At 73.3% G+C, this 23,717-nt stretch carries 27 protein-coding genes; 13 read left to right on the top strand and 14 right to left on the bottom strand.

Annotated features, from left to right (window positions below):
* Positions 1 to 61: 61 nt before the first annotated feature.
* The 4 genes from AB0O91_RS36255 to AB0O91_RS36240 all read right to left on the bottom strand — a co-directional run bounded on the left by AB0O91_RS36255 (position 62) and on the right by AB0O91_RS36240 (position 3,636).
* Positions 62 to 520, bottom strand: a complete 459-nt coding sequence (locus AB0O91_RS36255) for a lactococcin 972 family bacteriocin (protein ID WP_363442350.1) — start codon at positions 518 to 520, stop codon at positions 62 to 64.
* A 187-nt stretch (positions 521 to 707) separates the two neighbouring features.
* Entirely contained in the window at positions 708 to 914 is a 207-nt protein-coding gene (locus tag AB0O91_RS36250) for a hypothetical protein (RefSeq protein ID WP_363442348.1), read from the bottom strand.
* A gap of 506 nt (positions 915 to 1,420) precedes the next feature.
* A complete protein-coding gene (locus tag AB0O91_RS36245) occupies positions 1,421 to 1,711 on the bottom strand; it encodes a hypothetical protein (RefSeq protein ID WP_363442346.1) in 291 nt (96 codons plus the stop codon).
* Between the two features lie 1,292 nt (positions 1,712 to 3,003).
* Positions 3,004 to 3,636: a helicase associated domain-containing protein gene (locus AB0O91_RS36240; RefSeq protein WP_363442344.1), complete on the bottom strand. Its 633-nt coding sequence runs from the start codon at positions 3,634 to 3,636 to the stop codon at positions 3,004 to 3,006.
* A gap of 21 nt (positions 3,637 to 3,657) precedes the next feature.
* Here AB0O91_RS36240 and AB0O91_RS36235 point away from each other — a divergent pair, with 21 nt between their 5' ends.
* On the top strand, positions 3,658 to 4,638 hold the full coding sequence (locus AB0O91_RS36235; protein ID WP_363442342.1) for a hypothetical protein: 981 nt from the start codon (positions 3,658 to 3,660) through the stop codon (positions 4,636 to 4,638).
* 268 nt (positions 4,639 to 4,906) lie between these two features.
* Here AB0O91_RS36235 and AB0O91_RS36230 read toward each other — a convergent pair whose 3' ends face one another.
* Positions 4,907 to 5,068 carry a hypothetical protein gene (locus AB0O91_RS36230; protein ID WP_363442340.1) on the bottom strand — a complete coding sequence of 54 codons (162 nt, stop codon included), beginning with the start codon at positions 5,066 to 5,068 and terminating at the stop codon, positions 4,907 to 4,909.
* A 97-nt stretch (positions 5,069 to 5,165) separates the two neighbouring features.
* Positions 5,166 to 5,336 carry a DUF5670 family protein gene (locus AB0O91_RS36225; protein ID WP_363442338.1) on the bottom strand — a complete coding sequence of 57 codons (171 nt, stop codon included), beginning with the start codon at positions 5,334 to 5,336 and terminating at the stop codon, positions 5,166 to 5,168.
* Positions 5,337 to 6,213: 877 nt separating this feature from the next.
* Between AB0O91_RS36225 and AB0O91_RS36220 the strand changes: the two genes are divergently transcribed.
* Positions 6,214 to 6,966: a hypothetical protein gene (locus AB0O91_RS36220; protein WP_363442336.1), complete on the top strand. Its 753-nt coding sequence runs from the start codon at positions 6,214 to 6,216 to the stop codon at positions 6,964 to 6,966.
* 416 nt (positions 6,967 to 7,382) lie between these two features.
* On the opposite strand, the gene AB0O91_RS36215 is transcribed toward AB0O91_RS36220, so the two are convergent.
* Positions 7,383 to 8,015: a hypothetical protein gene (locus AB0O91_RS36215; protein ID WP_363442394.1), complete on the bottom strand. Its 633-nt coding sequence runs from the start codon at positions 8,013 to 8,015 to the stop codon at positions 7,383 to 7,385.
* Between the two features lie 179 nt (positions 8,016 to 8,194).
* Here AB0O91_RS36215 and AB0O91_RS36210 point away from each other — a divergent pair, with 179 nt between their 5' ends.
* The 5 genes from AB0O91_RS36210 to AB0O91_RS36190 all read left to right on the top strand — a co-directional run bounded on the left by AB0O91_RS36210 (position 8,195) and on the right by AB0O91_RS36190 (position 12,769).
* Positions 8,195 to 8,821, top strand: coding sequence for a TetR/AcrR family transcriptional regulator (locus tag AB0O91_RS36210; protein ID WP_363442334.1), 627 nt, complete (start codon positions 8,195 to 8,197; stop codon positions 8,819 to 8,821).
* A gap of 242 nt (positions 8,822 to 9,063) precedes the next feature.
* On the top strand, positions 9,064 to 10,074 hold the full coding sequence (locus tag AB0O91_RS36205; RefSeq protein WP_363442332.1) for an amidohydrolase family protein: 1,011 nt from the start codon (positions 9,064 to 9,066) through the stop codon (positions 10,072 to 10,074).
* Positions 10,075 to 10,291: 217 nt separating this feature from the next.
* Complete coding sequence (locus tag AB0O91_RS36200; protein WP_363442330.1) at positions 10,292 to 10,801, top strand: hypothetical protein; 510 nt, start codon at positions 10,292 to 10,294, stop codon at positions 10,799 to 10,801.
* Between the two features lie 736 nt (positions 10,802 to 11,537).
* Complete coding sequence (locus AB0O91_RS36195) at positions 11,538 to 12,083, top strand: SigE family RNA polymerase sigma factor (RefSeq protein WP_363442392.1); 546 nt, start codon at positions 11,538 to 11,540, stop codon at positions 12,081 to 12,083.
* A complete protein-coding gene (locus AB0O91_RS36190; RefSeq protein WP_363442328.1) occupies positions 12,083 to 12,769 on the top strand; it encodes a hypothetical protein in 687 nt (228 codons plus the stop codon). Before AB0O91_RS36195 ends, AB0O91_RS36190 begins: the two co-directional genes overlap by 1 nt.
* A gap of 60 nt (positions 12,770 to 12,829) precedes the next feature.
* Here AB0O91_RS36190 and AB0O91_RS36185 read toward each other — a convergent pair whose 3' ends face one another.
* Positions 12,830 to 14,119 (bottom strand): amidohydrolase family protein, encoded by a 1,290-nt coding sequence (locus AB0O91_RS36185; protein WP_363442326.1) that lies wholly within the window; start codon positions 14,117 to 14,119, stop codon positions 12,830 to 12,832.
* Positions 14,120 to 14,437: 318 nt separating this feature from the next.
* On the opposite strand from AB0O91_RS36185, the gene AB0O91_RS36180 reads away from it, so the two are divergent.
* The 3 genes from AB0O91_RS36180 to AB0O91_RS36170 all read left to right on the top strand — a co-directional run bounded on the left by AB0O91_RS36180 (position 14,438) and on the right by AB0O91_RS36170 (position 16,300).
* A complete protein-coding gene (locus AB0O91_RS36180; RefSeq protein WP_363442324.1) occupies positions 14,438 to 14,875 on the top strand; it encodes an Lrp/AsnC family transcriptional regulator in 438 nt (145 codons plus the stop codon).
* Between the two features lie 97 nt (positions 14,876 to 14,972).
* Positions 14,973 to 15,305 carry a PadR family transcriptional regulator gene (locus AB0O91_RS36175; protein WP_363442390.1) on the top strand — a complete coding sequence of 111 codons (333 nt, stop codon included), beginning with the start codon at positions 14,973 to 14,975 and terminating at the stop codon, positions 15,303 to 15,305.
* A complete protein-coding gene (locus tag AB0O91_RS36170) occupies positions 15,302 to 16,300 on the top strand; it encodes a hypothetical protein (RefSeq protein WP_363442322.1) in 999 nt (332 codons plus the stop codon). The genes AB0O91_RS36175 and AB0O91_RS36170 overlap by 4 nt, the downstream gene beginning before the upstream one ends.
* A 173-nt stretch (positions 16,301 to 16,473) precedes the next feature.
* Here the strand turns inward: AB0O91_RS36170 and AB0O91_RS36165 are convergent, their stop codons facing one another.
* From AB0O91_RS36165 to AB0O91_RS36150, 4 genes are all read right to left on the bottom strand, one after another.
* On the bottom strand, positions 16,474 to 16,863 hold the full coding sequence (locus AB0O91_RS36165; RefSeq protein WP_363442320.1) for a peptidoglycan-binding domain-containing protein: 390 nt from the start codon (positions 16,861 to 16,863) through the stop codon (positions 16,474 to 16,476).
* 474 nt (positions 16,864 to 17,337) lie between these two features.
* A complete protein-coding gene (locus AB0O91_RS36160; RefSeq protein WP_363442318.1) occupies positions 17,338 to 18,876 on the bottom strand; it encodes a phosphatidylinositol-specific phospholipase C domain-containing protein in 1,539 nt (512 codons plus the stop codon).
* 305 nt (positions 18,877 to 19,181) lie between these two features.
* Positions 19,182 to 19,460: a hypothetical protein gene (locus tag AB0O91_RS36155; RefSeq protein WP_363442316.1), complete on the bottom strand. Its 279-nt coding sequence runs from the start codon at positions 19,458 to 19,460 to the stop codon at positions 19,182 to 19,184.
* Positions 19,457 to 19,879: a DUF1622 domain-containing protein gene (locus AB0O91_RS36150; protein ID WP_363442314.1), complete on the bottom strand. Its 423-nt coding sequence runs from the start codon at positions 19,877 to 19,879 to the stop codon at positions 19,457 to 19,459. The genes AB0O91_RS36155 and AB0O91_RS36150 overlap by 4 nt, the downstream gene beginning before the upstream one ends.
* Before the next feature lie 111 nt (positions 19,880 to 19,990).
* On the opposite strand from AB0O91_RS36150, the gene AB0O91_RS36145 reads away from it, so the two are divergent.
* Positions 19,991 to 20,245 carry a hexameric tyrosine-coordinated heme protein gene (locus AB0O91_RS36145; protein WP_363442312.1) on the top strand — a complete coding sequence of 85 codons (255 nt, stop codon included), beginning with the start codon at positions 19,991 to 19,993 and terminating at the stop codon, positions 20,243 to 20,245.
* 90 nt (positions 20,246 to 20,335) lie between these two features.
* Here the strand turns inward: AB0O91_RS36145 and AB0O91_RS36140 are convergent, their stop codons facing one another.
* Positions 20,336 to 21,529 (bottom strand): serine hydrolase domain-containing protein, encoded by a 1,194-nt coding sequence (locus tag AB0O91_RS36140; RefSeq protein ID WP_363442388.1) that lies wholly within the window; start codon positions 21,527 to 21,529, stop codon positions 20,336 to 20,338.
* Between the two features lie 177 nt (positions 21,530 to 21,706).
* On the opposite strand from AB0O91_RS36140, the gene AB0O91_RS36135 reads away from it, so the two are divergent.
* Entirely contained in the window at positions 21,707 to 22,288 is a 582-nt protein-coding gene (locus AB0O91_RS36135; RefSeq protein WP_363442310.1) for a TetR family transcriptional regulator, read from the top strand.
* On the opposite strand, the gene sigJ is transcribed toward AB0O91_RS36135, so the two are convergent.
* Positions 22,285 to 23,148 carry an RNA polymerase sigma factor SigJ gene (gene sigJ, locus AB0O91_RS36130; protein WP_363442308.1) on the bottom strand — a complete coding sequence of 288 codons (864 nt, stop codon included), beginning with the start codon at positions 23,146 to 23,148 and terminating at the stop codon, positions 22,285 to 22,287. The genes AB0O91_RS36135 and sigJ overlap by 4 nt on opposite strands.
* Positions 23,149 to 23,217: 69 nt before the next feature.
* On the opposite strand from sigJ, the gene AB0O91_RS36125 reads away from it, so the two are divergent.
* The gene (locus AB0O91_RS36125; protein WP_363442306.1) at positions 23,218 to 23,610 is read left to right on the top strand and encodes a hypothetical protein; all 393 of its coding nucleotides are present in this window, start codon (positions 23,218 to 23,220) and stop codon (positions 23,608 to 23,610) included.
* The last annotated feature ends 107 nt before the right edge of the window (positions 23,611 to 23,717 follow it).

Here is a 23,717-nt window from a genome sequence, read left to right as displayed (position 1 = left end):
GCGGCATGCCCCCCACCCCGCAGACAGGCGGCCACACCACCTTCAAGTGAGCGCAGAGAAATCAGTAGATGCCCCAGTAGGATTTGCACGTGTAGGCCCAGCCGCTTGTGGCAGCGGCCTTCGCCCAGATATCGGCTTCCTGAACGTCCTTGTTGACCTGATCCGCGATAGCGACACTGGCAGAATGCTTCTTGGTGGGGTGGGTGTAGTTCGAATAGCACTTCTTGTAACCACCGTCCCGCATCGATCCGTGCTGCCACGTGCCGCCGCCGACGTTCTCTCTCGTGACCGGCCCGGAGCCCTCGTCGAAGGAGACGGATCCCCACACGACAGGCCTTTCGCCGTTCGGCCCTATGAGTGCGGCCGGTGGGGTCTCCCCCGCGGCTGCGGTACGGGCCTCGACCCGAGGCGCGACGGGACCGACGGCCGCGGCGACCGCCGGCGTGGAGGACATCAGGATCCCGGCAGTGACCACCGCCGAGAACGCACTAAAAGCAAGCCTTCCCGTATTCTTCTTCATCAGGCTCTTCCTTTCACGTGCCGGACAGCGAGGAGGGTGAGATAATTCCGGACGCGACAGCGCGGCGAAAATTCGCCCGGAACACCGGACATTCGCCGCACAGACCCCCTCGCGTTCAATATCGACGCCCACGGAAGAATCATCATCCGATTCTCGATTCCTGATACATGGTCTTTGGTCTCATAAATCAGGACCTCTGACCTCTTATCCGTCCACCATGAGGGAGCGGTCCGACCACCGTCGCCCGCCCGCTGTCCTTCGCCGAGCGCACCGCCGCAGGGACCGCGTCCTTCTGGAGCCAGTGCAGCGGCAACGGGTTCACGATGGTGCCGGTCGGTTGGGCCGGGACGCAGGCCTTGGCGACGACCGGGCCATTGGTGGTCGCGGTGTCCACGGCGGGGTGCACCTTCGTCTGCCGGGTCGGTGGCGGGCGTGCTGGGACCGCGGGACTGCTACTCGGGGATCCAGCCGCGCACTTCGAGGTAGGCGATGTCGGCGTCCTCGACGGCGTGGCCGGTCTCCACCAGCCACTCCCACATCGCCTCGGTCACGTCACCGTGGTGCTCGGCGACCCACCGGGAACATTCGGCAGCGTCGAAGCCGCCCGTGCTGGCGGAGCCGTAAGTGCGCTCCTCCTGCCGTCCGAGCGCGGGGCGAAACCGCGCCGGATCCCGCCGGAGTCCTGCTCGGATCCGGCGAAGCAGACGAACTGGTAGGCCTTCATCCGGACCGTGCACTCCAGCCTGGCCCGGTCGATGGTGGACGCCTCCGGAATGGTCGGCTGACCCGCCCCTCGGCCGCCGGTGGCCGGGACGGCGGGAACAGCGGGCCGGGGGGAGGGGACGACTGGCGGGCACCCGGGATGCCCGTCCCGCCGGACGTTCGACCCGGCCGTGGCGGTCAGTCCACGCGGCGCAGCCAGCCGGCCGCGATGTGACCGATGAGCAGGTAGGCGAGCGCCGGGATGCCGTAGTTCAGCAGGGTGCGCAGCCAGTCCTGCGAGGGGGCGAAGAGGTCGCGCGCCCAGGTGGACAGCCAGTCGGCGACCTCGTGGACGGCGTGGGCCAGGTCGTTGGACGGGTTGGCGCCCAGGAGGGACAGGGCGATCCAGAGCCCCAGGACGCCCGCGAGGACGTCGGCGACGAGCATGACTGCGCGGGCCGCGCCCGCTCCTCGGTATCTGCCGCTCATGTCCGCCGTGTAGCCCGTATCGGCCACGACAAACCGATTGAAAGCCAACTCGACTCTCTTGCAGCTGACTTGACGGCCACATGGCCCGCAGCACAGGCCGCGGCCGTACTCCCGGGTGGCCCCTCCGGGGGACGTTGCCGCAGCCGACCCGGGCCGGTGGTCCACGTCGGCTCACTGTGGGCGGCGGGTGTGCGCACTCCTCGAACAGCTCGGCCGTCACTTTCACCTTCGCGACCCGGTGCCGGTGCCACACCGGCGGGTCCAGGCGCTCGCGCAACCGCTCGACGTGGTCGGCGAACAGCGGCAGCCGCGGCGGCTGGGAGGTGACGGCCACCGCGTTCGGGCACGCCAGGCACATCACCGGCGCCACGCGGCAGCGTCTTCCGGGCCCGGTGAGCGGCGAGCCCTTCGGGACGCGGCAGTGGGTGAGGCCCATGGTCCAGCTCGCCGTCGCGCAACTGCCGGACGACCCGTCCGGCGACGCCCCGGGATTCGGCGCCCCGGGGTTGCCAAGGCTGCATCTCGGCCCGGGCGGTGACCAGGGCACCGGCGGGGACGGCGGGCTCGCCCTCCCCGCGCGACCGGGCGATCCGGCGAGCCCATGCGGTCACCGCCGCTGGCCACTGACCGGAGAAGTGCACGAATCCATCCGGAGAGGGGGAGCACAGCCACTGTAGCCATCCTCAACGAAGCCATTTATGTCAGATTGACGATAAGAGGCCTGTCGGGCTAGCTTTCCGGCATGCGAGTAATCCTGACGCGCGACGACGTGCACCCGGGCGACAACCCGACACACGAGGCTCCAACTGGTCAATATTCTTCGAGGGCGCCCCCTCTACAAGCGAGGGCCCGATCGCCACGGTGTCCATGCACTGGACGCAACCGCGCTTCACGAACGAGGCGGACCGGCGGCTGCGCCTGGACTCGGTGAGTACCGCTCCGGACGAACTGAGGCTGCACTTCCGATGGCACCCGGGAACCGTCGCGGCGGTGAAGGAGCCTGAGCACGACCCGGTCTGGATTTTTCCCTTCGGCGGGTGAATCGACGGTGGCGAAGGCGTGCGAAGAAGGCTGGTGAGTGACAACAGCCAAGCCGACACAGCAGCAGATCGCCACCGACCCTGCCAGGCCCATCACGCCCGCCACCATCCGGCTGACCGACCTACCCGCGTACGAGCTGGGGGCGCAGTGAGCGACCAGCAGGCTCGACACCCCGGCGATGAAGACGGCACGACACGGCGGCGGCAACAGCGCGGCGACACCCGGCGACGGCCACGAGGCCCTGGACGGGGTCAGCCGGTAACGGTCTGCAGGTACCGGTGGAGGGCGTCCAGGCCGTCGAGCTTGGCGGCATGGTCGGTGATCAGGTTCTCGGCTTTGCGCTGGCGGCGCATCCACGCGCCCACCGCGTAGCCGTCGAGCTTCTCGGCGGCGGGGACGGCGAGGTGGCCGTGGCGGGCGGCCCAGGCCCGGGTGTAGGCGTGGCCGTGCTCCCACGCGTTGGCGTTCTTCGACCAGACCATCCCCAGCGCGTCCAGTTCACTGACCCGGGCCGCGTCGAGGAGGTGCCGGCCGTTCAGGTAGCGCTGCCGCTCCAGCCAGGAGACCAGCCCGCCGTGCCGCTCCTTGTCGGCGGGGTCGAGGTGACCGTGCGGAACGCGGCCGCGACGGCGTGCATCCGCCGTCTCGCGGTCGCCCGCAGGTTGAAGGAGCGGAGCTTGACGGTTCGGAGGAACCGGGCGGCGTGCCGGCGCGCGCCGATCCGCAGCCAGCCCATCGGCAAGGCCGTCAGCGCCGGCCGGTTCGAAGGCCGGGGCCGGGGCCGGTGTCGTCGGCCGTCGATAGAGTCCTGAATCATGACCACCGCAGGGGGAATCCGGGTCGACCACCGGTCGATCGAGCGCAGCTTGGAAGAGAACGGACACGACGGCTGTCACCTCGAGTACGTGCCGGAGCAGCCTGGTCCGGGGAACGAGGACGGGCTTCTCTGCGCAGTCCGGGAGGCGGTTCGCGCGGCCAACGGCGACGGCAGCGAGGGGAACATGTGGGGCGAGTCACCCGTCCTCAGCCTGGCGGGCGTCGACGTCAGGGTGGAGGACTACTGGGGACCCGACTCCCTGATCACCTGGCTCGACGTCTTCGCCCGCTCACTCGACCAGCAGGGCTTCTCCGGCCGGCTCCACGCCACCCCCACGGCGATGCCGCCCAGATGGTTCCGTTTCGGCCGGGAACCGAGGGCCGGCGCCTTCATCGCCTTGGAGCAGCCCCTCACCGAGCGGTCGTTCGCCACGCGCTGGTGCCAGGACGCGGTTGCCTGGGCTCGGCTCGGCGGGGGTGAGGCCCACCTCGCCGCCGGCCCGGTCCTCCAGCTCGACACCTCCGCCGACGTCGCGCAGCACTTCACGCGGTCGCTGGTGAACGTCCGCGCCATCCTCGCCTACCTCGACCCCGCACGGGCCCGGGCCGCCCGGGTGTGGGTGCAACAGGACGGCCTGACCGTCTACCAGGCGTACGACCCCACCGCCGGTTGGGAGGCCCTGGTGGAGCGGGCGCGGGAGGCCGTCGTGTCGAACTCCGCCACAGCGAGGCTCGCCTTCATCGACCTGACCCCGAAGTGGTCCTACGGCTGGGCGGATCGCGGCCGGCCACTGCCGTCCCTCCCCGTCCGCGCCGTGAACACCAACAACGCGCTGTGGACCCGGCGCCTACCTGACGTACACGCCCTCCAGCTACTGAACAGCGTCCACCTCGACCGTGTGCTGGATCTGTCCCGATGGACCGTCACCGAGCTCCACTCCGGCCGCTACCTCGTCCAGGCCCGGGACCTCGCAGCCTGGTGCGCTCCCGGCGGACCGTCCGCCGACGTCCTCGCCCAGGCCCGCGCCGACTTCGCCCCCGCCCTCGCCACACCTGACGACCTGCCCTGACCCACTACCGCAAACACCCGTCGCGCGCCCGGCGCGCCGGGCGAGCACGGCGGCGACACGGGCAGGCCATCAGGCGCCACAGCAGGAGTCACAGCGCAAGCCGCGTCAAGTCCCCCGGCGCAGCGGGCGCCGACCCGCCCGGCACGAGACCGGCGAGCCCTGGAAAGATCACAGCGGCGGTGCGCGCCACACCCCATTGCCCGTGACGCGCACCCACCCGACACCCCGCCCAGGAACACCACCGGACGAGCCGTAGGGCCCGGTTCGCTCAGCGCACGATGGGGGTGCGCCCGGGGCGGTGGGACCGCGCGGGCACCACGGTGCGCGCCGCCATGCGGCGGGCGCGGCGGACGGCGCCGGGCGGTGCCATCGCGGCCAGGATCGCCGTCACGGCCAGGGTCACCAGCAACAGCAACAGGGTCGTGGTCATGTCCGCACCTCTCAGAGATCGAATCCGGCTTCCCCCGCGTCCGCCCTGCACCGGCGGGCCCCGTCGGCCCGGGGCCCGCCGGTGCAGGGCACTGCGGCTACCAGCGGTACCAGCGGCGCCGGCCACCCGAAGGGTGCGCACCGCGGGCGATGAACCCGAGCAGCCAGAAGACGAACAGGACGACGGCCACCCACCACAACACCTTGAGCGCGAACCCGGCGCCGAACAGGATCACGACCAGCAGCAGCACCAGCAGAAGGGGAACCATCACGACCTCCACAACGATCAGGGACTCGGCGCCACGACTGCCCCGACACCGCCAGGCCATGCGCACGGATTTTCGCCCGCCTGCCCGGATCGATCCGGGCAGGCGGGGTGCGCAGGAGACCGGAGCTACCCGGTGCGGGAAGCGATGACCGCGCTCGCCCCCTCCCCCACCCCGAACCGCCCGTCGGCGAGGGCAGGGTGCACCAGCCCATCACCCACGCCGCAGGCAGCGGCGACCAGTTGCACCGCCCGCGCGCGTACGTCGAACGCCACCGCCCCGGCACCGGAGAGGAACGGACCGGCGAGAACGTGGCCGGGCGGCCCCGGAGCGGCGCTGGCGCTCCAGGCCCGCTGCTGCTGGTCGTCCCGGCCGCACGGCGGGCCTCCGGGGTACCCGGCCGGCGTCGGCGGACCTGCGACTGACCGCCGATCAGGACCCGGCCGCTTCCCAAGAGCCCACCACCGTCCCGACCGGTGCCGCCCGGACCGAGGACCTCTCAGCCAACGCGCGCCCTCCGCCCCCAGCTGGCACCCGCTCAGCGGCCGGCGCGGGCGGACGTGCGGCTGGAACCGAGCTGTGGGAACTGCCGGGCGGAGAAGCTGTGGTGGGCTCGCCGCCGCAGGCGCCACCGGGGCGCAGCGGGCACGCCGAGGTACACCCGGGGCGGACGGTCCGGGCACCGGCCACCCGGACGGGCTGCCGGGACGGGCTGCCGGTGCCGCTGAACGCCGACGTCTGCTGGTTGGAGATCGGCCGCCGCTGGTTGGCCTGGGATGCGGTCCGCGGGCACCCCGGGCTTCATTATCGTCATTGAGACGAAAAGTGTTATCGTCTCAATGACGCTAAGCCCGCCGGGCTGCCGACGCCAGGAGGACCCGTGGAAGAACAGCTGCCCTGCAACGCCGTCTTCGCCCCGGGCTGCGACCGGATGCTCCAGGCGCCGGCTTGGTACCACGGGGACGAATGGATCATGGACTGCGGCCGGCGGACCGGGCCGCGCCTGCGCGAGGACCTCCCCGAACACTTCCTGCGCACCCTGACGGCCAGCCCGGCCGCCGACGTCCGCGTCGCGGTGCTCGCCCACCCCCATACGCCTTCCGACCTGGTCGACCGGATGCTCGACGACGACGCCTGGGACGTACGACGCAGCGCCGTCGGCCGCACCACCGATGTCGCGGCCCTGCGGCGGGCGGCGCGCGACGAGTGGTACATCCGCGTCGCCGTGGCCCGGAACCCGAGCACCCCCGCCGAGCTCCTGGCGAAGCTCGCCCGTGACCGGGACCAGCAGGTCCGGGTGTTCGCCGTCCTCAACCCGGCAACCCCGCCCCGGCTGGTGACCGCCGCGGCACGCAGCAGGAAGGACATCGTCCGCTGGTGGGCCCTGTACCGGACGACCGACCGGAAGCTGATGCGGGCCACGGCGGCATCGACCGACCCGGACAACCGCAAATGGCTGGCCGGCAACCCCGAACTCCCGCTCGACGTACTCGCCACGCTCGCCGAGGACCCGTCACCCGCGGTTCGCCGCAACGTGGCCGCCAACCCCGCCTGCCCTCCGGAACTCCGCCGGCAGTTGGAAACCGCGCTCGCCCCGGACTTCACCGCCTACACCGCCGACCGGGATCAGTGACCAAACCCCCCGCCAAAGGCCGCCCCGAGCCCGACGGTGGCCGGAACGACGGCGCGGCGACGGCCGGGATCGCCTCCACTCCGACGGCACGCGCGAGGCACCGCACCGGGCGCGGATGACGACGGCACACCGGGCCCGGCGCAGCGGGAGGGGAACCCCACCCGGTCCATCCCCCGCCCGGGAGTTCCGGGGGCGGCGCCTGCCACCACTGGGGCATGCAAGGCCACCGGCCGGGGGATGCTCATGGGCGCCCCCCGGTGGTCGTGGTGGACTGCTGCCTCCGGGATATCCGGCCGCCACGACAGCGGCCAAGCCGGTTCCGGGCGGTCGGCGTACATGTCGAACTGCCCAGCCAGGTAAGCGTGAACGCGCCCGCCCGCGCCATAGGCGATCACACGGCTACGTCTTGCCGTTGCTCATGCCTTCGGTGCTGCGGCCGGAGCCGGCAGGCCGAAGAGTCGACCGAGCGCGGCGGTAACGGAGTCGGCGTGGTCGGGCAGGTGTCCGGGAGCCCAGTCGGCCGCCAGTGCGAGGAAGCCGGCCAGGTCGCGTTCGGCGTCGGCGAGAAGGCGGCCGAACGTGGTCACGGGCAGTTCGATCACCGGGCTGTCGTGCCGACAGGTGTCGACGGTGAGCCGGACGGTGTCGCCGATGCGTTCGGCGAGCGGTGACACGGGATCGTGGCCGAACCAGAGCGGGCCGCCGTCGTCGATCAGCCGGTGCCAGTCCCGCCAGTCTTCCAGCCCGTCGCAGCACCCGGGCAGGAAGGTGACGCCTGTTGACGTGTCCGTCACCCGCAAGCCGCCGGCTGCGAAAAGGGGGTCGAGGGTCAGCAGTCCGTGGAGGAAGGAGCCGAGCGGGTCGGTCGGCCGCGGCGGGTGGTCGCTGTCCGGTTCGGTGTCGTTGCAGCGGATGATGCCCATGACTGCTGTCCCGACCTCGGCGGGTGAGAGCTTGCCGCTGAGCGGCTGGAAGCCGAAGCGTTCGACCTCGGCGACAGGCCAGAGGGCGAACGCATCGGGGACGACTATCTCCACGACGGGCTGCATCACGATCACCCGGTGAAGTGTCCACCCTCTTCCACCCGGGTCGCGCTCCTGTTCCCGGAACGCCCAGGCCCGTCGAGCTGAGCACATACCGGTGCCGGACTTCTCCGTTCCCGCCGGTCCGTTCCCACCGGTCGGGGGGCGGACTGTGACCCGGGGGCGGGGGCGGCAAGAATGGGCACGTGTCGAAAGAGGCTCAGGTCAGCGCACCACGCAAGCGCAACCGCTGGGGGGAGGGCGAGCAGCTGCGCGGGGAGATCCTCGCCGCGGCCAGCCGGCTGCTGTCCGAGCTCGGCGGAGAGGACGGGCTGACCATTCGCGGTGTCGCCCGCGCCGCCGGGATCGCGCCGGCCAGCATCTACCAGCACTTCTCCGATCGCGCTGCGCTCGTCGCGGGCCTCACCGAGCACGAGTTCGCCCGGCTGCGCGTCACGATGGAGGCCGCCGAGCACCGGGTGGACGCCGGTGACGTGGTGGGCCGCGTGCGGGCGATGATCCATGCTTCCTGCCGGTTCGCGGTGGAGAACCCGGGGCACTACCGGCTGATGACCGCCGACGGGCCGCCCCGGACCGCGCCCGGCGCCCGGCCGTCCGGGCCGCTGCACGACGTGATCGACCTGCTCGTCGCCGGTTTCGCGCGTTGTGCCGAGGCGGGGGTAGCGCTCCGGGTGACTGCCGAGCGAGCTGCTGTCATCGCGTTCGTCGGCGCGCACGGTCGCGTCGCCCTCTTCCAGGACTCGGCCGAACACAACGACGCGGACTCCGTGACGGCCTTCGTCGACGAGTTCGTCTCACTGGTCTTCGCCTGATATCCGGTATTTCCTCCCCTCCCCCGCCACTTCCCCCTGCCGTCCCCGCGGAGGGATCCCGGCCCGGCGGTGGACAAGGATCCCCCAGTTGCCTAACGTTTGTTCGGCAACTCTCCGAACGATCGTTTGGTAACTCCGGACAGGGCCGGCAGCCGCGGCCACGGGACGACGGCCACCACGATCGCCCTGCCAGCCGCCGCGCCGTCGGAGCACCCCTCAGGGCGCGAGGAGGATCAGCAGACGTGATCATCGACGTACACGCCCACTACTTGCCCGGTGCGTATCGGCACGTGCTGGAGAGGACGGCCACGGCGCCCGGCACGCCGACCGCGCCCACGGCGGACCCGGAATCACCGGCACGCCGGATGTTCGCGGCGATGTCCGACGAACCGGGAATGATCGAGCAGCGCATCGCCATGATGGACGATGCCGGAGTGGGACGCCAGATCCTCTCGCCGGGCAGCCTGGCACCTTACGCGGCGGAATCCCGGTCGGCGGTCGAGGCGGCGCGCGTGCTCAACGACGGTTTACGCGCGCTGACGGTTTCCCACCCGCACAGGTTCTCCGCCTTCGTCTCGCTCCCCTTGCCGCATGTCGGGGAGGCACTCGAGGAGATGCGGCGCGGGCTGGACGAACTGGGCATGGTCGGCGTAACCCTCAGCTGTTCGGTGTTCGACCGCTCCACGGCCGAGGTCGAATTCGAGCCGCTGTACGCGGAGATGGACGCACGCGGGACGACCCTCTTCTTCCACCCGAGCCAGAACGGCATCTGCTCGCCGTTCATCAACGACTACGGCTTCACGGCGGCGGTCGGGGCCTCCCTGGAGGACACCGCCATCGTTCTCCACCTGATCAAGCGGAACATCCCGGCCCGCTATCCGAACATCAAGATCGTCATCGCCCATCTGGGCGGCCTGATCCCCATGCAACTGGCGCGCCTCGACGGCCAGGCAAGTACGCCGGACCTGCTCAGCCCGCCCAGCGAGACGGCCCGCAGCCTCTACTACGACACCGTCGGATGGGGTTCACAGGCCGCCCTCCGATGCGCCTGCGAGGCCTTCGGCGCCGACCGCCTCGTGCCCGGGAGCGACTTCTCCGCCCTGCTGGCGGTCGAGCCCTACGGGCGGGCGTTCGAGTACATCAAGGAATCCGGCCTGTCCGACCAGGAGATCGAGAAGATCCTCCACACCAACGCACCGGCCCTGTTCGGCTTCGGGGCGGCGCACGACTGCCGCGGCGCGGTTGACCACTGACCGGGGCCCGGGGCCGGCCGGGCCGCCGAGCACCACCGCCCAGAACAAGGCCGGCCCCGGAAACGGCCCCATCTCCCACCCGCGCCCGGCGGTGCCGTCGCGGCGAAGTCCCACCAGCCTCACCGGGTTTGGCCGCGGTGCACCCATCTTGCTGTCCTGCCGGGTGTGCCGGAGACTGTCGTGCCGATGCCGGAGGGCGGACGGCGGAGGGGGAAGCGTGGACGATGTGACAGGCGCGTACGAGGCACCGTTGTTCTCGACAGGGCAGCCGCAGTCGGAGCGCGGCTTCTTGATCTACACCACGCACTGGGCGCACGCCGAACCGACCCGCCCGAGCGTCCTGGACATCCTGGCCCGATACGGGATCGACCCCGGCGCGGCCCGGACGCGTCACGGCCTCGTCGTCGGAGCGGACCTGGACGCCGACCAGCTCGCCGTACTGCGGAGCGACCGCCAGGTCGAGTACGTCGAGCATGACTGCGTCGACGGCATCGCCCGCTACCTCCGAGTCCCTGAGCAGCACCGCGTTGCGGGCCACTACTCGGTCTGGGTGGCAGACGACAGCGACCTGGACGCGCTGCTCGCCCGCTTGGACGGCACCCTGCTGTGGGCCTGCGCCGAGGCCAACAACTTCTGCGCCCAGCTGACCGACCGGCAACGCGACAAGCTCCGACGCGAACCCGACGTCTTCTGCGTCGGGGACGGCCAATGGGATTACGCCCTCTGACCCGGGAGCCCCCGGCCCGAACGCCCACCAGGTCCGGGGCCCCGGCTGCGGCGGGCGAGGAGGGCGTACCCGGGTACGACCGTGGGCGAGGTACCGGTCAGAGGCGATGGTGGTCACGTCCCGGCCGCCGGGGCCGGGACGTCGCCCCCACCAGGTGCACTCGTCGGGTCCACGTGCTGCTCCGGGGGACCGTGTTCGGTGGTGGCCGCCGGGTGGGCTCCGGAACCGTGAGCCGGTGACGGTCTCGGCACGACAGTGGAGGGCGTCCGAAAACGGCAAGCCGGTGCCACCGGGGTTCCGGTACCACCGGGACGGTCGGACGGTGTGCTCGTTCAATCTGCGCCTGGACGAATCCTGGATCACCTCCTGGCACCGCTCGCCACCGACATCGATCGCCGAAGAACTCCGAAGCGGCTGCCCCGGCTCCGGGCCGAGGACTTGGCCGAGCCCTGTACGCAGCCCGCCCTCGGCCGGGGCCGCCTGCGGAGTGTTCGGTTCCGGCGTGCAACCCTGGCGGCGGTGCGGCGGTGAGTAGGGCAGAGCGATGGCCCGGTCGGGCCGTCGCGCCGATGCGAAGAGGAACCGGATGACCGTGAGGATATTGCCCGTCCCGGTGGAGGACGGGCCCGCGCCCGGGCCCCTGCCGGCTCCCGCCGGCGGCCCCGGGCCGTGGGGGGCCGACGCCGGGGCGGCGGGCCTGGAAACGGTGGACACCGAGACGGTGGACACCGCAGCGGTGGACACCGAGGCGGTGGGCTTCGAGGAGTACGCCGCCTCCCGCTGGCCGCGGCTGGTGCGCACCGCCTACCTGCTGACCGGCGACCACCACGAGGCCGAGGACGTGGTGCAGGCGACGTTCGCGAAGGTCTTCCGGAACTGGCCCCGGATCAGCCGCCTCCACGAGCCGGACGCCTACGTCCACCGGGCCCTGGTGAACAACAACCTGAGCCGCCACCGGCGGCGCCGGGTACGGCAGTTGCTCGTCCCCGTGCTGCCGGAGCGGGCGCACGCCGCGGGCAGCGGCCACCGCGACGTCGAGGAGCGGTCGGTGCTGGTCCAGGCGCTGGCCCAACTGCCGCAGCGGCAGCGGGCGGTGGTCGTCCTGCGGTACTGGGAGGACATGAGCGAACAGCAGGTCGCCGAGGTCCTCGGCTGCTCGCTGGGCAACGTGAAGAGCCAGGCCAGCCGCGGCCTGGCGAAGCTGCGCACCCACCCGGCGCTGGCCCCGTACGCGGCGGGCACCGGATCGACGACGGACGGCACGGACGGAGGCAACAGGTGATGGACACCGAGGACATGGTGCGCGGGGCCCTGCGCGACGAGGCGTCCGGGCTCGCCGTGCGGCCGTGGTCCGCCGAGCCCGTACGGGTCCTGGCCCGCCGCGGGCAGCGGCGGCGCCGTACGGTGCTGGGCGCGGCGGCGGTGGCGGCCGCGTTCGCGGTGGCGGCCGGCGCCGGCACCGTGCTCTCCGCCCAGCACGGGGACCGCGGCACCGCCCCGGCCGCCACGGCCCCGCGGCTCCCGGCCGGGCCGGCCCCCGAACCCGTCGTGGTGCAGCCCGGCCAGCAGCTGCCGCTGGGCCGCCCCGACTGGTGGATCCGGCTGGCCGACCGGGAGATCTGCATCCACGACGCCCCCTCCTACCACGACGGCCCGGGCTGCGGCGGCTACTCCTGGCTGCCGGGCGGCGGCACCGAGCTCACCATGCAGTACTACGGGGACCCGGCCCAGCACTCCGAGGGCCTGTACAACCTCGTCTACCGCGGCCCCGGACCGGTCGCCCGGATGACCCTCGAAGTCGACGGCCGCGCCTACTGGGCCACCGTCACCTCGCTGCCCGGCACCCCCGGCTACACCAGCGGCCACGCCTGGGCCCCGGCCACCCCGAACGACCGCCGCCCCCTCCAGGGCGTCCGGCTCGCCGCCTACGACGCCCAGGGCAAGCTCCTGGCGAGCAAGACCCTGTAGCGGGCCCGCGCGGGCCCGGGCCGGTCGGCGGCCCGGGCCCGCCGGGCGGGCCCGGGGCGGTCAGGTGGTGGGCTTCGGGTCCCAGGTGCCGTCGAGGGGGACGCCGGCGGCGGCGGCGATCCGGTCGCGGGATTCGAGCAGGCGGTCGCGCAGCGGTGCCAGGTCGATGTCGACCAGCGCGCCGTTGCGTTTGACGACGCGTCCGGCGACCAGGACGGTGTCGACGAGGCCGGGGTGGCCGGCGGTGACGATCGAGCCGACCGGGTCGGTGACCGGGAAGACGGTCAGGTCGTCGGTGCGCAGCAGGACGAGGTCGGCGTCCTTGCCCGGGGTGATGCTGCCGGTGCGGGTGTGGAGGCCCAGGGAGCGGGCGGCGTCGATGGTGGTGAAGTGGATCAGGTCGCGGGCGCGCAGGGTGCCGTCGAGGCCGCGTTGGGCGCAGAAGGCGGTGCGCATGGTGGAGAACATGTCGCCGCCGACGGAGGGGACTACGTCGACGGACAGGGTGGGGCGCAGGCCCGCGGCCAGGGCCCGGCCGGTCAGGGGCGCTCCGAAGCCCATCTTGAGTTCGACGTCGGGGCTGACGGACAGGGAGCTGCCGGCGTCGGCGAGCATGCGCAGTTCGTCGTCGGCGATGCCGTTGCCGTGGACGAAGGTGGTGGTGTCGCGCAGCAGGCCGTGGTGGTGCATGGCGGCGACGGGGCGGTGGTCGCCGCCGGTGTGGAGGCTGGTGTGCAGGCCGAGTTCGGCCGCGGTCCGCAGTTCGCGGGCGAGGGTGTCGATGCCGGTGTCGTCGGCTCCGCGCAGGCCCCAGGCCATGGTGACCGGTCCGGTGTCGTCCAGGTGGGCGCGCAGGCGGCGGATGTCGGCCTCGACGGGGGTCGGGGTGGCCCAGCCGGCGCCGAGGCAGAACACCGACCGGGCGGGGGCCTGGCGCAGGGCGGTGACGGCGGCGTCCTCGTGGTCGGGGCCCTGGGCGACGTGGTACCAGTCGAGCATGGTGGTGATGCCGGAGTGCAGGGCTTCCAGGCGGCCCAGCAGGGTGGCCGCGTGGACGTCCTCGGGCGTGTAGTGGGGCTTGACGGTGCCGTGCATGGCGTGGGCCCACTGGGTGAAGGTCCAGTCGGCGCCGATGCCGCGGAACGCGGTCTGCCAGGTGTGGCGGTGGTTGTCGATGAAGCCGGGCATCACGATCCGGTCGGTGGCGTCGATCTCCTCGGCGTCGGGGGCGTCGATGCGTTCGGCCACCGCCGCGATCCTCCCGTCCTCGATGAGGACGTCGCCGCGGGCGAAGTCGCCCAGGGTCGGGTCCACGGTCAGGACGGTGCCGCCGGTGATGAGGGTCTTCACGGGTGTTGCTCCCTTGCACGTGCGTGATCGGAAGGCCGGTGTACGGCCGGGGCGGACCGCCGCGGTGGGGGCGGTCGGGTCCGGGCGGCGAGGACGGCACCGGGGTCGGCGGCGGGGTCGGCGGTGTCCTCGGCGCCTGCGGCCGGGCGGACGGGGTCGGTGCGGTCGGCCGTGCCGCCTCCAGGGGTCGTACGCCGCGCTCCAGCATGCCGGTGAGGGGTCGCGCGTCGACCTCGTCCCCGGCAACTTCGGCAGCAGATTGCGTCGCCCGCCGACACGGCAAGGCCCGATCGGCCCAGGTGGCGCAATAATCTGCCCATGGACGAGATCGATCGGGCGATCGTGGCGGTGCTGGAGCGGGAGGGGCGGATCAGCAACAGCGAGCTCGCCGCGCGCGTGGGCCTCTCCCCCTCGCCGTGCCTGCGCCGGGTGCGGCAGTTGGAGGAGACGGGGGTGATCCGCGGCTACCGGGCGATCGTGGACGCGAAGGCGGTGGGGCGGGGCCTGCGGGTGTTCGCCGGGGTCCGCCTGGTCCGGCACGTGCGCGCGGATGTCGCCGCGTTCGAGAGCGCCGTGACGGAGCTGGCCGAGGTGCGCGCCTGCCACCACATCACCGGCAGCTTCGACTACCTCCTGCACGTCGAGGTCGCCGACCTGGAGGCGTACGAGGACTTCCACGCCAACCAGTTGGCCGCGCTGCCCGGCGTCGCCACCGTCAACAGCTTCGTCATCATGAAGACCCTCGACAACACCTGACGCCTCGGGCCCTGCCGGGGAGCGGCCCACGGGGACCCCCGGCGCCAGACACTACGGTGACCGTACTATGGTGGTCGGTGTGACGAAGAAACGCTCCATGCAGGAGCCCACCTTCCTGATCCTCACCGCCCTCGCCGACCGGCCACGGCACGGCTACGCCCTGGGCGAGGAGGTCACCGCGATCTCCGACGGCCGGGTGCGGCTCGGGGCCGGCACCCTGTACGGCACCCTCGACCGGCTGCTCGCCGAGGGGCTCATCCGGGTCGAACGGGAGGAGACCGTCGACGGACGCCCGCGCCGCGTCTTCGCCCTCACCCCGGCCGGCACCCAGGCCCTCACCGACGAGAGCGAACGGATGCGGGCCGCCCTCCGCGAGGCCGACCGCCGCCTCGCCCTCACCCGCAACCGGCTCGCAGGAGGCCCGGCATGACCCCGCACCGGAACGACGACCGAAGCGATGACCGAAGCGGTGACCGGAACGACCGTCAGGGCCGCCCCGAGGCGGCCCGCCTGACCACCCACCTGCTGCGCCGCGCCCTCGCCCTCTACCCGGCCTCCTACAGCGCCGACGCACTGGCCGACGTCGCCGACCACGCCGAACGCCGCGTCCGCACCGCGGGCCCGATCGCCGGCCTGCGCGAGGTCGCCGACGTGGCGGGGCACGGCCTGCGGGTCCGGTACGGCCTGACCTCCCACCGGCCGGCGGGCCGGGCCCTGGCCACCGCGGCCCCGATCGCCGCGGCCCTGGTCGGCAGCTACGCCGCCGTGCACCTGTGGTGGGCCGTCCGGGCCGCCGGCGATCCGGGCGCCTGGGCGGTCATCGCGCTGCTCGTCCCCGCCGCGCTGATGGCGGTCGCGGCCCTGACCGGCCGCTGGACCACGGCCCGGGTCCTCGCGGCGGTCACCGTCGTCCTGGCGCCGCTGCCCGCCCTGCTCGGCCACCCCGAACTGCCCGGCGCGTACACCCACATCCCGCTCACCTACACCCTGGGCGGCCCGGACGCCGCGCTGTTCGCCCTCAACGCCCTCGTCCTGGTGCTCGCCCCGCCGGACCGCACCACGCAGCCGCGCAACGCCGTGCCGTGGGCGGTCGTCATCGCGCTCACCGCCGTGGACCTCGCCCTCGCCCTGTCCAAGGGCTCGGACGGGGCGACGGTCGTCTTCTCCAGCGGATTCCACCTCACCGCCCCGCTGGTCACCGGCGTGGCCGTCGCCTGCACCACCCGCACGGTCCGCTCCGCGGCCCTGACCGCAGCCGTCCTGGCCGTGCCGCCGCTGTTCACCCCCACCCTGGTGGGCTACGGCTTCCTGAACGCCACCGCCACCCTGGCCCTGGCGGTGCCGTTCGCCGCCGGGTACGCGGCCGCACTCACCGCGGTCCGGCTGAAGGACCGGCTCAACCCCCGCCCCGACCCCCAGCACTGACGCGGGCCCGACCTCCGGGGCCCCGCCACGGCGGGTACTCACCGGTCGCGCCGGCCACCGGGGAGTACCCGCCCGCCGGCCCGGGGCGGTACCGCCGCTGAACGGGGGCGAGCCCCGGACGGCCACCCGGCGGTGGTCGTCCGGGGCTCGCCCCCGCTGTCCGGTCCCGGCCGTCAGCTGACCGACGGGACGAACGGCCGGCACGTGCCGTTGGGGCCGGCGGCCGGGTCGGTCCAGTCGTAGTTGAGCAGCACGCTGCCCGTCTGCGGGCCGACGATGCCGTCCTGCTGCAGGTTGCCCCGCACGTGCGCCTGGAAGTCCCGCACGGCGGCGTCCGTCTTCGGGCCCCACTGGCTGTCCTCGTCGATGGTCGGGTTGCCGCCCGCGCGCAGGTAGTCGTTGACGAGGTGCTGCACGCACCACACCCCGGTGCCCGAGGTGGTGTGGCCGTAGCCGAGGTAGGGCGCGGTGGTCGACGCCTGCGCGGTACCGGCCAGCCCGACGGCGGAGAGCGTGAGGGCGGCGGCGGCCACGAGACCGCGGCCGATGACGTTCTTGATCATGCGGGTTCCTTGGGTAGTGAGGAGGAGGTCGCCGCGCGCCGGGTGGACCGCGGGCGGGCCGGTTGCGCGGGGGATGGACGGACGGCGCGGCGGCGCGGCGCGACCATCGGCGTCGCGGCGCCGCCGGGCTTGATCATCGTGCGGTCCGGCCGGCTCCGCCCGCGACGGGTCGGCGTCTCAACACGCTCCTCCCCGTCTCAACGACCCGTCCCACCACGCTCACCTGTGGACACCCCGCGGGGCCTCCCCTCACCTTGAGACGCCCGCGGGCCGGCCGGGCCCTCCTGCACGACCGACCTCCGGACGGACCGGCGGGCAGGGCACCGGCGGGCTGCCCGGGGGCGGACCGCCGACGGTGCCCGCCGGCCCGGTCGTCGCAACGGCGGGGCCCGGTACGAGCATTGGGCCCGGCCCGGCCCGGCGCGGTGTCGCGTCGGGCCGGGCCGGGCCGGGCCGGGTGGCGGAACGGTTCGGTCAGGCCGGGCAGTTGCCCAGGACGACCTTGCCGCCCGACTGCGAGGCGGTCGCCGGGTCGACCATCAGGCACAGGTTCGTCCACTTGTTGATGAACTTGTAGGCCGCCTGGTCGGGGAGGTTGGTGGGGATGATGTTCCACATCTGGTTGTCGGACATCCAGCGGGTCTCGCAGGGCCACCAGAACAGCTGGGTCCCGGCCGACGGGGGCGTCCCGTTGTTGTACGGGGCGGTCAGGCACTGGCCGTTGGCGGCCTTGATGGAGAAGTAGCCCTTGCTGTCGAAGGTGGACGGCTTGGCGGCCTGCCACTGGTGGCTGCTGGGCGGGTTGCCCTGGCAGGCCCGCTGCTGCACCAGGCCGCCCTGCCCGGAGCTGTCGAACTCGGGGCCGCGGGTCATGCACCGGCCGTACTTGCTGTCCACGTACGTCTTGTCGGCCTTGACCACCCAGATCGCCGGGCTGGTGTTCCTGCCCTCGTAGTTCCTGTTGCGGGCGATGATGTCGTGCACCAGCGCCCAGCCCGGGTAGTCCATCATGACGATGCCCAGCCGGCGGTTGGCGGTGTCGTTGTTGAGGTAGTTCATCAGCCGCACGTTGACGCCGTCGACCCAGACCAACTCCTTGCCCCGCAGGACGCCGTAGCCGCCCGCGTACTCGGAGGGGACGAGGTCGAGCGGCGCCCGGGACGCGGAGGTGTAGGTCACGAAGGTCTGGTCGGCGGGGGCCGATCCGGCCGCGGCGATGTTCCTGTTGACCAGGTTCCACTTGGCCGGGGCGTCGGTGGCCGCCCAGGTGTCCTCGGTGTGGTCGCCGAAGCCGTTGAGGCCGTAGGAGTCGCCGTTGTCGGCGTTGAAGACGGACAGCACGATCTTGCCGCGGGCCTGGCCCAGCGTCGGCGGGTCGCTGCGCTTGCCGTTGTTGTAGAACAGGCCCGCGTACTGCTTCGCGTAGGCGTCGAAGAGGGCGGTGTGGCTCGCCGTCGGGTGGTCGTCCGTGCAGCCGAAGGTGGAGCCGTCGCACTCGGCCCGCAGCCGCATCAGGAGGGTCTCGCCCCGGTGGGCCGAGAGGAAGGCCTTCGCCTTGGTCAGGACGTCGTCGAAGTTGGCGTTCTGGTAGAAGGCGCCGTGGTGGATCACGAACTTGTCGTTGATGATGCGCACCCGGATGTCGACCGCGCGGATCCCGCGGTCCAGTTGCGCGCTCAGGGTCGCCGCGCTGTCGCCGAAGCTCTGCTGGGTCTCGACGCTGGATCCCCCGTGCACGGCCAGCGTCTCGTGGGTGCCGGGGATGGACATCGCCGTCAGCGGCGTGGTCGCCCCCAGCTTGCCCATCCAGTCCTGCTGGTCGGCCGAACCGAGGTTCTGGAAGGCGTCGCGGTTGTCCGTCCCCTCGGCCAGGGCGGCGTGCGGTACGGCCAGCGGGGCCACGGCCAGGGCGAAGGTGGCGAGGGCGGTCACCGTCGCCCTCCGGGTCAGGCGCCGCAGACGCCGCAGGGCGGCACCGGCCGGGCGGGCGAGCATGGCGGAGGTGTGGGGCATGGCCACCTTTCGGGGAGGGGAAGGCCGCGGGCGCGACCGGGCTCGTTGCGGTGAGCCCCCGATGCTGGAACGGGCGCGGCACGCTCGTCGGTTCGGCCCGGTTGACCGGCGGCCGGACCCCGGACCTGGGCAGACGCTCCGATCGGCGCCCGCCGCCGACCGGCGCCGTCACCGGGGACGTTCCCGCCCGACCGGGCGCCCCGCACGGCCCGGTCCTCCGCAGCGGGCCCAACTGCCGCCCGGGGCAGGGCGGGTGACCCGTCGCCTCCGCGGCCGGTCCGACCGCTTCCGCCGGTGATGCCCGGTCAGCCCTGCCGCGGGGCGCCGCTCTCGCGTCGCCGGGCGGCGAGGGCGCGCAGATCGAGGTTGAGCACGATGCGCAGGGCGGCGGTGCTCGCCGCGAGGGCGAGCGAGGCCCAGGTGGCCCGCCCGGCGAGGTGGATCAGTCCGGCGGCGAGGAGGTAGTCGGACAGCAGGGTCACGGCGGGCCGGACCCGGCGCAGGCGCAGGGCCGCCAGTGCGGCCGCGCCGATCCCGAGCACGGTGGCCCAGAGCGCGGCCTGCCCCAGGAGGGCGGCGGTCATCCTTCGGTGGGCCGGGCCACGGCGGCCGCGCCGGTGGTGCGTTCGATCTCGGCCCGCTCCTCCTGGATCTCCCGGCCGAGGAAGTAGTTCAGCGCGGTGCGGATCGCCGCGATGGCCCCGAGCTGGCCGATCTCGGTGAAGGTGGGCGCGACGGCGGTGCGCAGGATGTCGCCGGCGAGCTGGAACTCCAGCCCCAGGATGAGGAAGCGGCCCATGCCGAGCCGGATGCGGGTGAAGTCCCAGTGCGGGCCCGGCTCGGGGACGGGCGTCCGGGACGGCCGCCTGGTCCAGAAGAGGAGGAAGCGGACGAACGCCCACACCGCGCCGACGAAGATGATCAGCGCACCCGCGAGTTCGACCAGGCGAACGAACACGTCGACGACGTCGTGCAGCGTCGACTCGGGAAGGAAGCCGTCCATGCGGCCCAGTGTCACCGAGTTCCCGGCACCGGGCCCGTTCCGCCCCCCGTACGGCCGAGCGGGTGCGGACCCGGGGCCGCGCGGACGCCGCCGGGGACCGAAGGTGGTGCCATGAACCGCGTACCCGACGAAGGCCTGGTCCTCGTTCCCGGCAACACCCTGATCACCGGGACGCCGGAGGAGGGCCGCGCCCTGGCCCTCACCCTGGCCCGGCACACCATCCACACCATCCAGCCCGACCTGGACGTCCTCAAGGGCGGCCGACCGAACTACTCGACGGACCCGGCCGTCCTGATCGCCGCCGCCCACGCCGTCGCCGTGGAGTTCCGGACCATCGCCGCCGCCAACAACTACTGGCGGCCCTGAGCCGGTGCCGCGTCCCGTGCGGCGCGCTCCGGCGCCGGCCTCGTGCCGGGCCGGCCCGGGGTGGGGCCCGCCGGCGGCCAGGAGGGACGCTCATCGTGCGGCGGCCGCGTACAGGACGCGGATCAGGCGGTCGTTCTCGGGGCCGGCGGCGGCCGGGAAGGGGGTGCGGCGGCGGGTGTAGCCGTAGGCGATGCCGTTGCGGGGGTCGGCGAAGGCCTGCTGACCGCCCGCGCCGCTGTGCCCGAAGGAGCCCTGGCCGAGCTCGGAGTGGTACTCGGCGGTGGCGTGGAAACCGATGGTGAACGCCTTCGGGGCACCGAGGACCAGGTCGTGGCCGCAGGACTGGATCTGCCCGGCCAGCGCGACCGTCTCCGGCCCGAGCAGCGGCGGCGTCCCGTCGAGCGGCCCGATCGCCGCCGCGTACATCCGGGCCAGGCCGCGCGCCGAGGCGACGCCGCCGAAGGAGGCCGTCCCCCGGGAGCGGACCGCCGGGATGTTCGGCAGCTCCCACACCGCGGGGTTGCGCGGGTGGTGGCGGTTGAAGGCGATGCCGGACAGGCTGTTCGGGGCGCCCGTGCCGGCCGCCAGGGCGGCCAGCCGCTCAGGGGTCGCCAGCATCGGCCGGGCGTCGAGGAAGCGGTGCTCCTGCTCCGCGGCCAGCCCGAGGTGGAAGTCGACGCCGTAGCGGTCGCGCACCCGCTCGGCGAACAGTTCCTGGACGCTGCGCCCGGTGGCGCGGCGCACCACTTCGCCGCTGAGCGCCGCCGCGACCAGCGCGTGGTAGCCGAACGCGGTGCCCGGCCGCCAGTAGGGGCGCTGGGCGCCGAGGCGCTCGGCGACGGTCCGGTCGTCGGCGAGTTCCTCGGCGCTGAAGCCGCTGTCCGTACCGACCAGGCCGGCCCGGTGGGCCAGCAGCTCGCGCAGCAGGAGGTCGCCCTTGCCGTGCACCGCGAACTGCGGCCAGTAGTGGCCGACCTTCCGGTCCAGGTCCAGCACGCCGTCCTGGACCAGCGAGGCGACGACCAGGTGCGCGGCGCCCTTGGACGCGGAGTACGCGCCGAACAGCGAGTCCGCGTCCGTCCCCGGGCCGGTCCACAGGTCCACGACGCGTTCGCCCCACCGGTAGACCGTGAGCTGCGCGGCGTGGTCGCCGCCCTCCTCGGCCGCGACGGCGGCGAACTCCGCGCGCACCGGCTCGAAACCGGCGGCCACCGTGCCCCGCACCGTGTTCTCGTCCGTCGTCTTCCCGACCGTCGTCGTCTCGACCGTCGTCGTCCCGACCATCGTCTTCTCGTCCATCACCGCGTCCTCCCGGCTTCGTGACGGCATGGGTGTCGGCGGGGCGGCCAGCCGGCCGACCCACTTATTTACCAATGGTTACTTATTTCTTCGCGCCGGTCCAGCCCACGGCGAAAGCCCCCGTGACGGGCGCCCCACGACGGCCCTCGTATAGTCCTGACCATGGCCGACACCCCGACGACCCCCGCCCGCCGGGGGCGCCCCGCACGGATCAGCCGCGAGCTGATCGTCGACGCCGCCGTCGCGGCCGGGAACCTCGACACCCTGACCATGCGGGAGCTCGCCACCCGCCTCGGGGTCACCCACGCCGCGCTCTACCGCTGGGTCGCCAACCGGGACCAACTGCTGGACCTCGTCAACGAGGTGATGGTCGAACGCGTCCTCCCGGCCGACGGCCCGCGCGACCGGGAGTGGCGGACCTGGCTCGCCGACCTCGCCTGGGGCATGCACGACGTCTTCCTCGCCCTGCCCGGCTACGCGTCCCGCCTCTCACGACCGCACCGCCACACCGGCCCGGCCTTCGGGCGCCTGCGCGCCGGCGTCATCGCGGCCTTCACCGACGCCGGGGTCCCGCCCCACCTCGCCGAACAGAGCTGGTACGTCTTCATCACCTCCGTCGTCGGCTGGCTCGCCGCCCAGGAACACCCCCTCGACCTCGGCGACAGCACCCCCCGCTTCGACCTGTTCCTCGGCACGCTGCTGCGCGGCCTGCCCGCACAGGAACCGGGCGCCGAACGACGCTAGGGCACGCCCTGGGGCGTCCAGGCCCCCAGCTTCGCCGGGTTGCGCACCACCCAGATCCGGCTCACCCGGCCGTCCGCCACCTCGAACGCCGCCACCGTCACCACCGCCCCGGCCCGCAGCGCCACCAGGCCGGGCAGTCCGTTGACCGTCCGCTCCTCCAGCACCAGCCCGGGCGCCGCCTGCGCGACCGCCACCATGTACTGGGCGATCCGCGCCCCGCCCTCGACCGGCCGCAGGGCGGCGCCGACCGCCCCGCCGCCGTCCGCCGTCATCACGGCGGACGGGTCCAGGACGGCGACGAGCCCCGCGATGTCCCCGTCCTCCCACGCCGTCCGCACCCTCCGCACGAGCTCCGCCCGGTTCCCGGCGGCGGGCGGGCGCCCGGCGGCCACCCGCCGCCGCGCCGAGGAGGCCAGCTGCTTGCAGGCCGCGGGCGTCCGCCCGAGCACCCCGGCGATCTCCGCGAACGGGTACCGGAACACGTCGTGCAGCACGAAGGCGACCCGCTCGGCCGGCGTCATCGTCTCCAGCACGACGAGCAGCGCCATGCTCACCGACTCGTCCTGCACCACCCGCTCGGCCACGTCGGAGCAGGACTCGCCGTGCCCCGGCAGCGGCTCCGGCAGCCACTGCCCCACGTACCGCTCGCGCCGCACCCGCGCCGAGCCGAGCACGTCCAGGCAGATCCGCCCGGTGACCGTCGTCAGCCAGGCCCCCGGCGAGGCGATCTCCTCCCGCCGCGCCCCCGGCAGCGCGTACCACCGCGCGTACGCCTCCTGCACGGCGTCCTCGGCCTCGGCCAGCGAACCGAGCAGCCGGTAGGCGATGTTGATCAGCTGCCCGTGCTCCCCCGCCACCATCGCCTGACCTTTCGCGCGCCTGCGTCGTCGAACCGGCAAGACCCTACTCACCTCACCGGAACGAGGACCATGGCCACCACCACCCGCCCCACGGCGCCCCGCACCTCCGCCTTCGCCTCCCTGCTGCGCCTCGCGGTCGCCCTCCAGACGCTCACGATCCTCGTCCAGGCCGCGTCCGCCGGGCTGCTGCTGAGCACCTCCTACGGCGAGACGCTGCACAGTGCCGGGGCCCGGGTGATGTACGGCGCCTCGATGCTCCACCTCCTCGCGGCGGTGCTCGCCTGGAAGCCGGGCGGCGGCCCGCTGCGGCCGGTGTGGCACGCGGCGGGCTTCCTGCTGCTCGCCTCCGCCCAGGTGGTGCTGGGCGTCGCGCACGTCCCGGCGGTCCATCTCCCGCTGGGCGTCCTGATGTTCGGCCTGAGCCTGGTCGCCGCCGTGCGCACCGGCCACCCGCGGCGGTGAGGGCGCGGCCCCGCCGCCGGCATGGTGCGCCGGCGGCCCGGCCCGCGGGGCGCCGCCGGGCGGGTCGGCCGGAGCCCGGGCGGGCCCGCCCGCGCCCGGCCGGCGGG

The organism is Kitasatospora sp. NPDC089797, assembly GCF_040684795.1.
GTDB lineage: Bacteria > Actinomycetota > Actinomycetes > Streptomycetales > Streptomycetaceae > Kitasatospora.
Note: the sequence above shows the minus strand (reverse complement) of the source record. Positions and strands in the feature narration are given on the sequence as shown.

What these genes read in the sequence shown, in the direction of transcription:
- AB0O91_RS36170 (WP_363442322.1), top strand. Translation starts at nt 15,302, where the DNA reads ATGACCCCGCACCGGAACGACGACCGAAGCGATGACCGAAGCGGTGAC.
- AB0O91_RS36180 (WP_363442324.1), top strand. Translation starts at nt 14,438, where the DNA reads ATGGACGAGATCGATCGGGCGATCGTGGCGGTGCTGGAGCGGGAGGGG.
- AB0O91_RS36145 (WP_363442312.1), top strand. Translation starts at nt 19,991, where the DNA reads ATGAACCGCGTACCCGACGAAGGCCTGGTCCTCGTTCCCGGCAACACC.
- AB0O91_RS36125 (WP_363442306.1), top strand. Translation starts at nt 23,218, where the DNA reads ATGGCCACCACCACCCGCCCCACGGCGCCCCGCACCTCCGCCTTCGCC.
- AB0O91_RS36225 (WP_363442338.1), bottom strand. Translation starts at nt 5,336, where the DNA reads ATGGTTCCCCTTCTGCTGGTGCTGCTGCTGGTCGTGATCCTGTTCGGC.
- AB0O91_RS36255 (WP_363442350.1), bottom strand. Translation starts at nt 520, where the DNA reads ATGAAGAAGAATACGGGAAGGCTTGCTTTTAGTGCGTTCTCGGCGGTG.
- AB0O91_RS36140 (WP_363442388.1), bottom strand. Translation starts at nt 21,529, where the DNA reads ATGGTCGGGACGACGACGGTCGAGACGACGACGGTCGGGAAGACGACG.
- AB0O91_RS36215 (WP_363442394.1), bottom strand. Translation starts at nt 8,015, where the DNA reads ATGCAGCCCGTCGTGGAGATAGTCGTCCCCGATGCGTTCGCCCTCTGG.
- AB0O91_RS36165 (WP_363442320.1), bottom strand. Translation starts at nt 16,863, where the DNA reads ATGATCAAGAACGTCATCGGCCGCGGTCTCGTGGCCGCCGCCGCCCTC.
- AB0O91_RS36160 (WP_363442318.1), bottom strand. Translation starts at nt 18,876, where the DNA reads ATGCCCCACACCTCCGCCATGCTCGCCCGCCCGGCCGGTGCCGCCCTG.
- AB0O91_RS36230 (WP_363442340.1), bottom strand. Translation starts at nt 5,068, where the DNA reads ATGACCACGACCCTGTTGCTGTTGCTGGTGACCCTGGCCGTGACGGCG.
- AB0O91_RS36245 (WP_363442346.1), bottom strand. Translation starts at nt 1,711, where the DNA reads ATGAGCGGCAGATACCGAGGAGCGGGCGCGGCCCGCGCAGTCATGCTC.
- AB0O91_RS36150 (WP_363442314.1), bottom strand. Translation starts at nt 19,879, where the DNA reads ATGGACGGCTTCCTTCCCGAGTCGACGCTGCACGACGTCGTCGACGTG.
- AB0O91_RS36155 (WP_363442316.1), bottom strand. Translation starts at nt 19,460, where the DNA reads ATGACCGCCGCCCTCCTGGGGCAGGCCGCGCTCTGGGCCACCGTGCTC.
- sigJ (WP_363442308.1), bottom strand. Translation starts at nt 23,148, where the DNA reads ATGGTGGCGGGGGAGCACGGGCAGCTGATCAACATCGCCTACCGGCTG.
- AB0O91_RS36175 (WP_363442390.1), top strand. Translation starts at nt 14,973, where the DNA reads ATGCAGGAGCCCACCTTCCTGATCCTCACCGCCCTCGCCGACCGGCCA.
- AB0O91_RS36190 (WP_363442328.1), top strand. Translation starts at nt 12,083, where the DNA reads ATGGACACCGAGGACATGGTGCGCGGGGCCCTGCGCGACGAGGCGTCC.
- AB0O91_RS36135 (WP_363442310.1), top strand. Translation starts at nt 21,707, where the DNA reads ATGGCCGACACCCCGACGACCCCCGCCCGCCGGGGGCGCCCCGCACGG.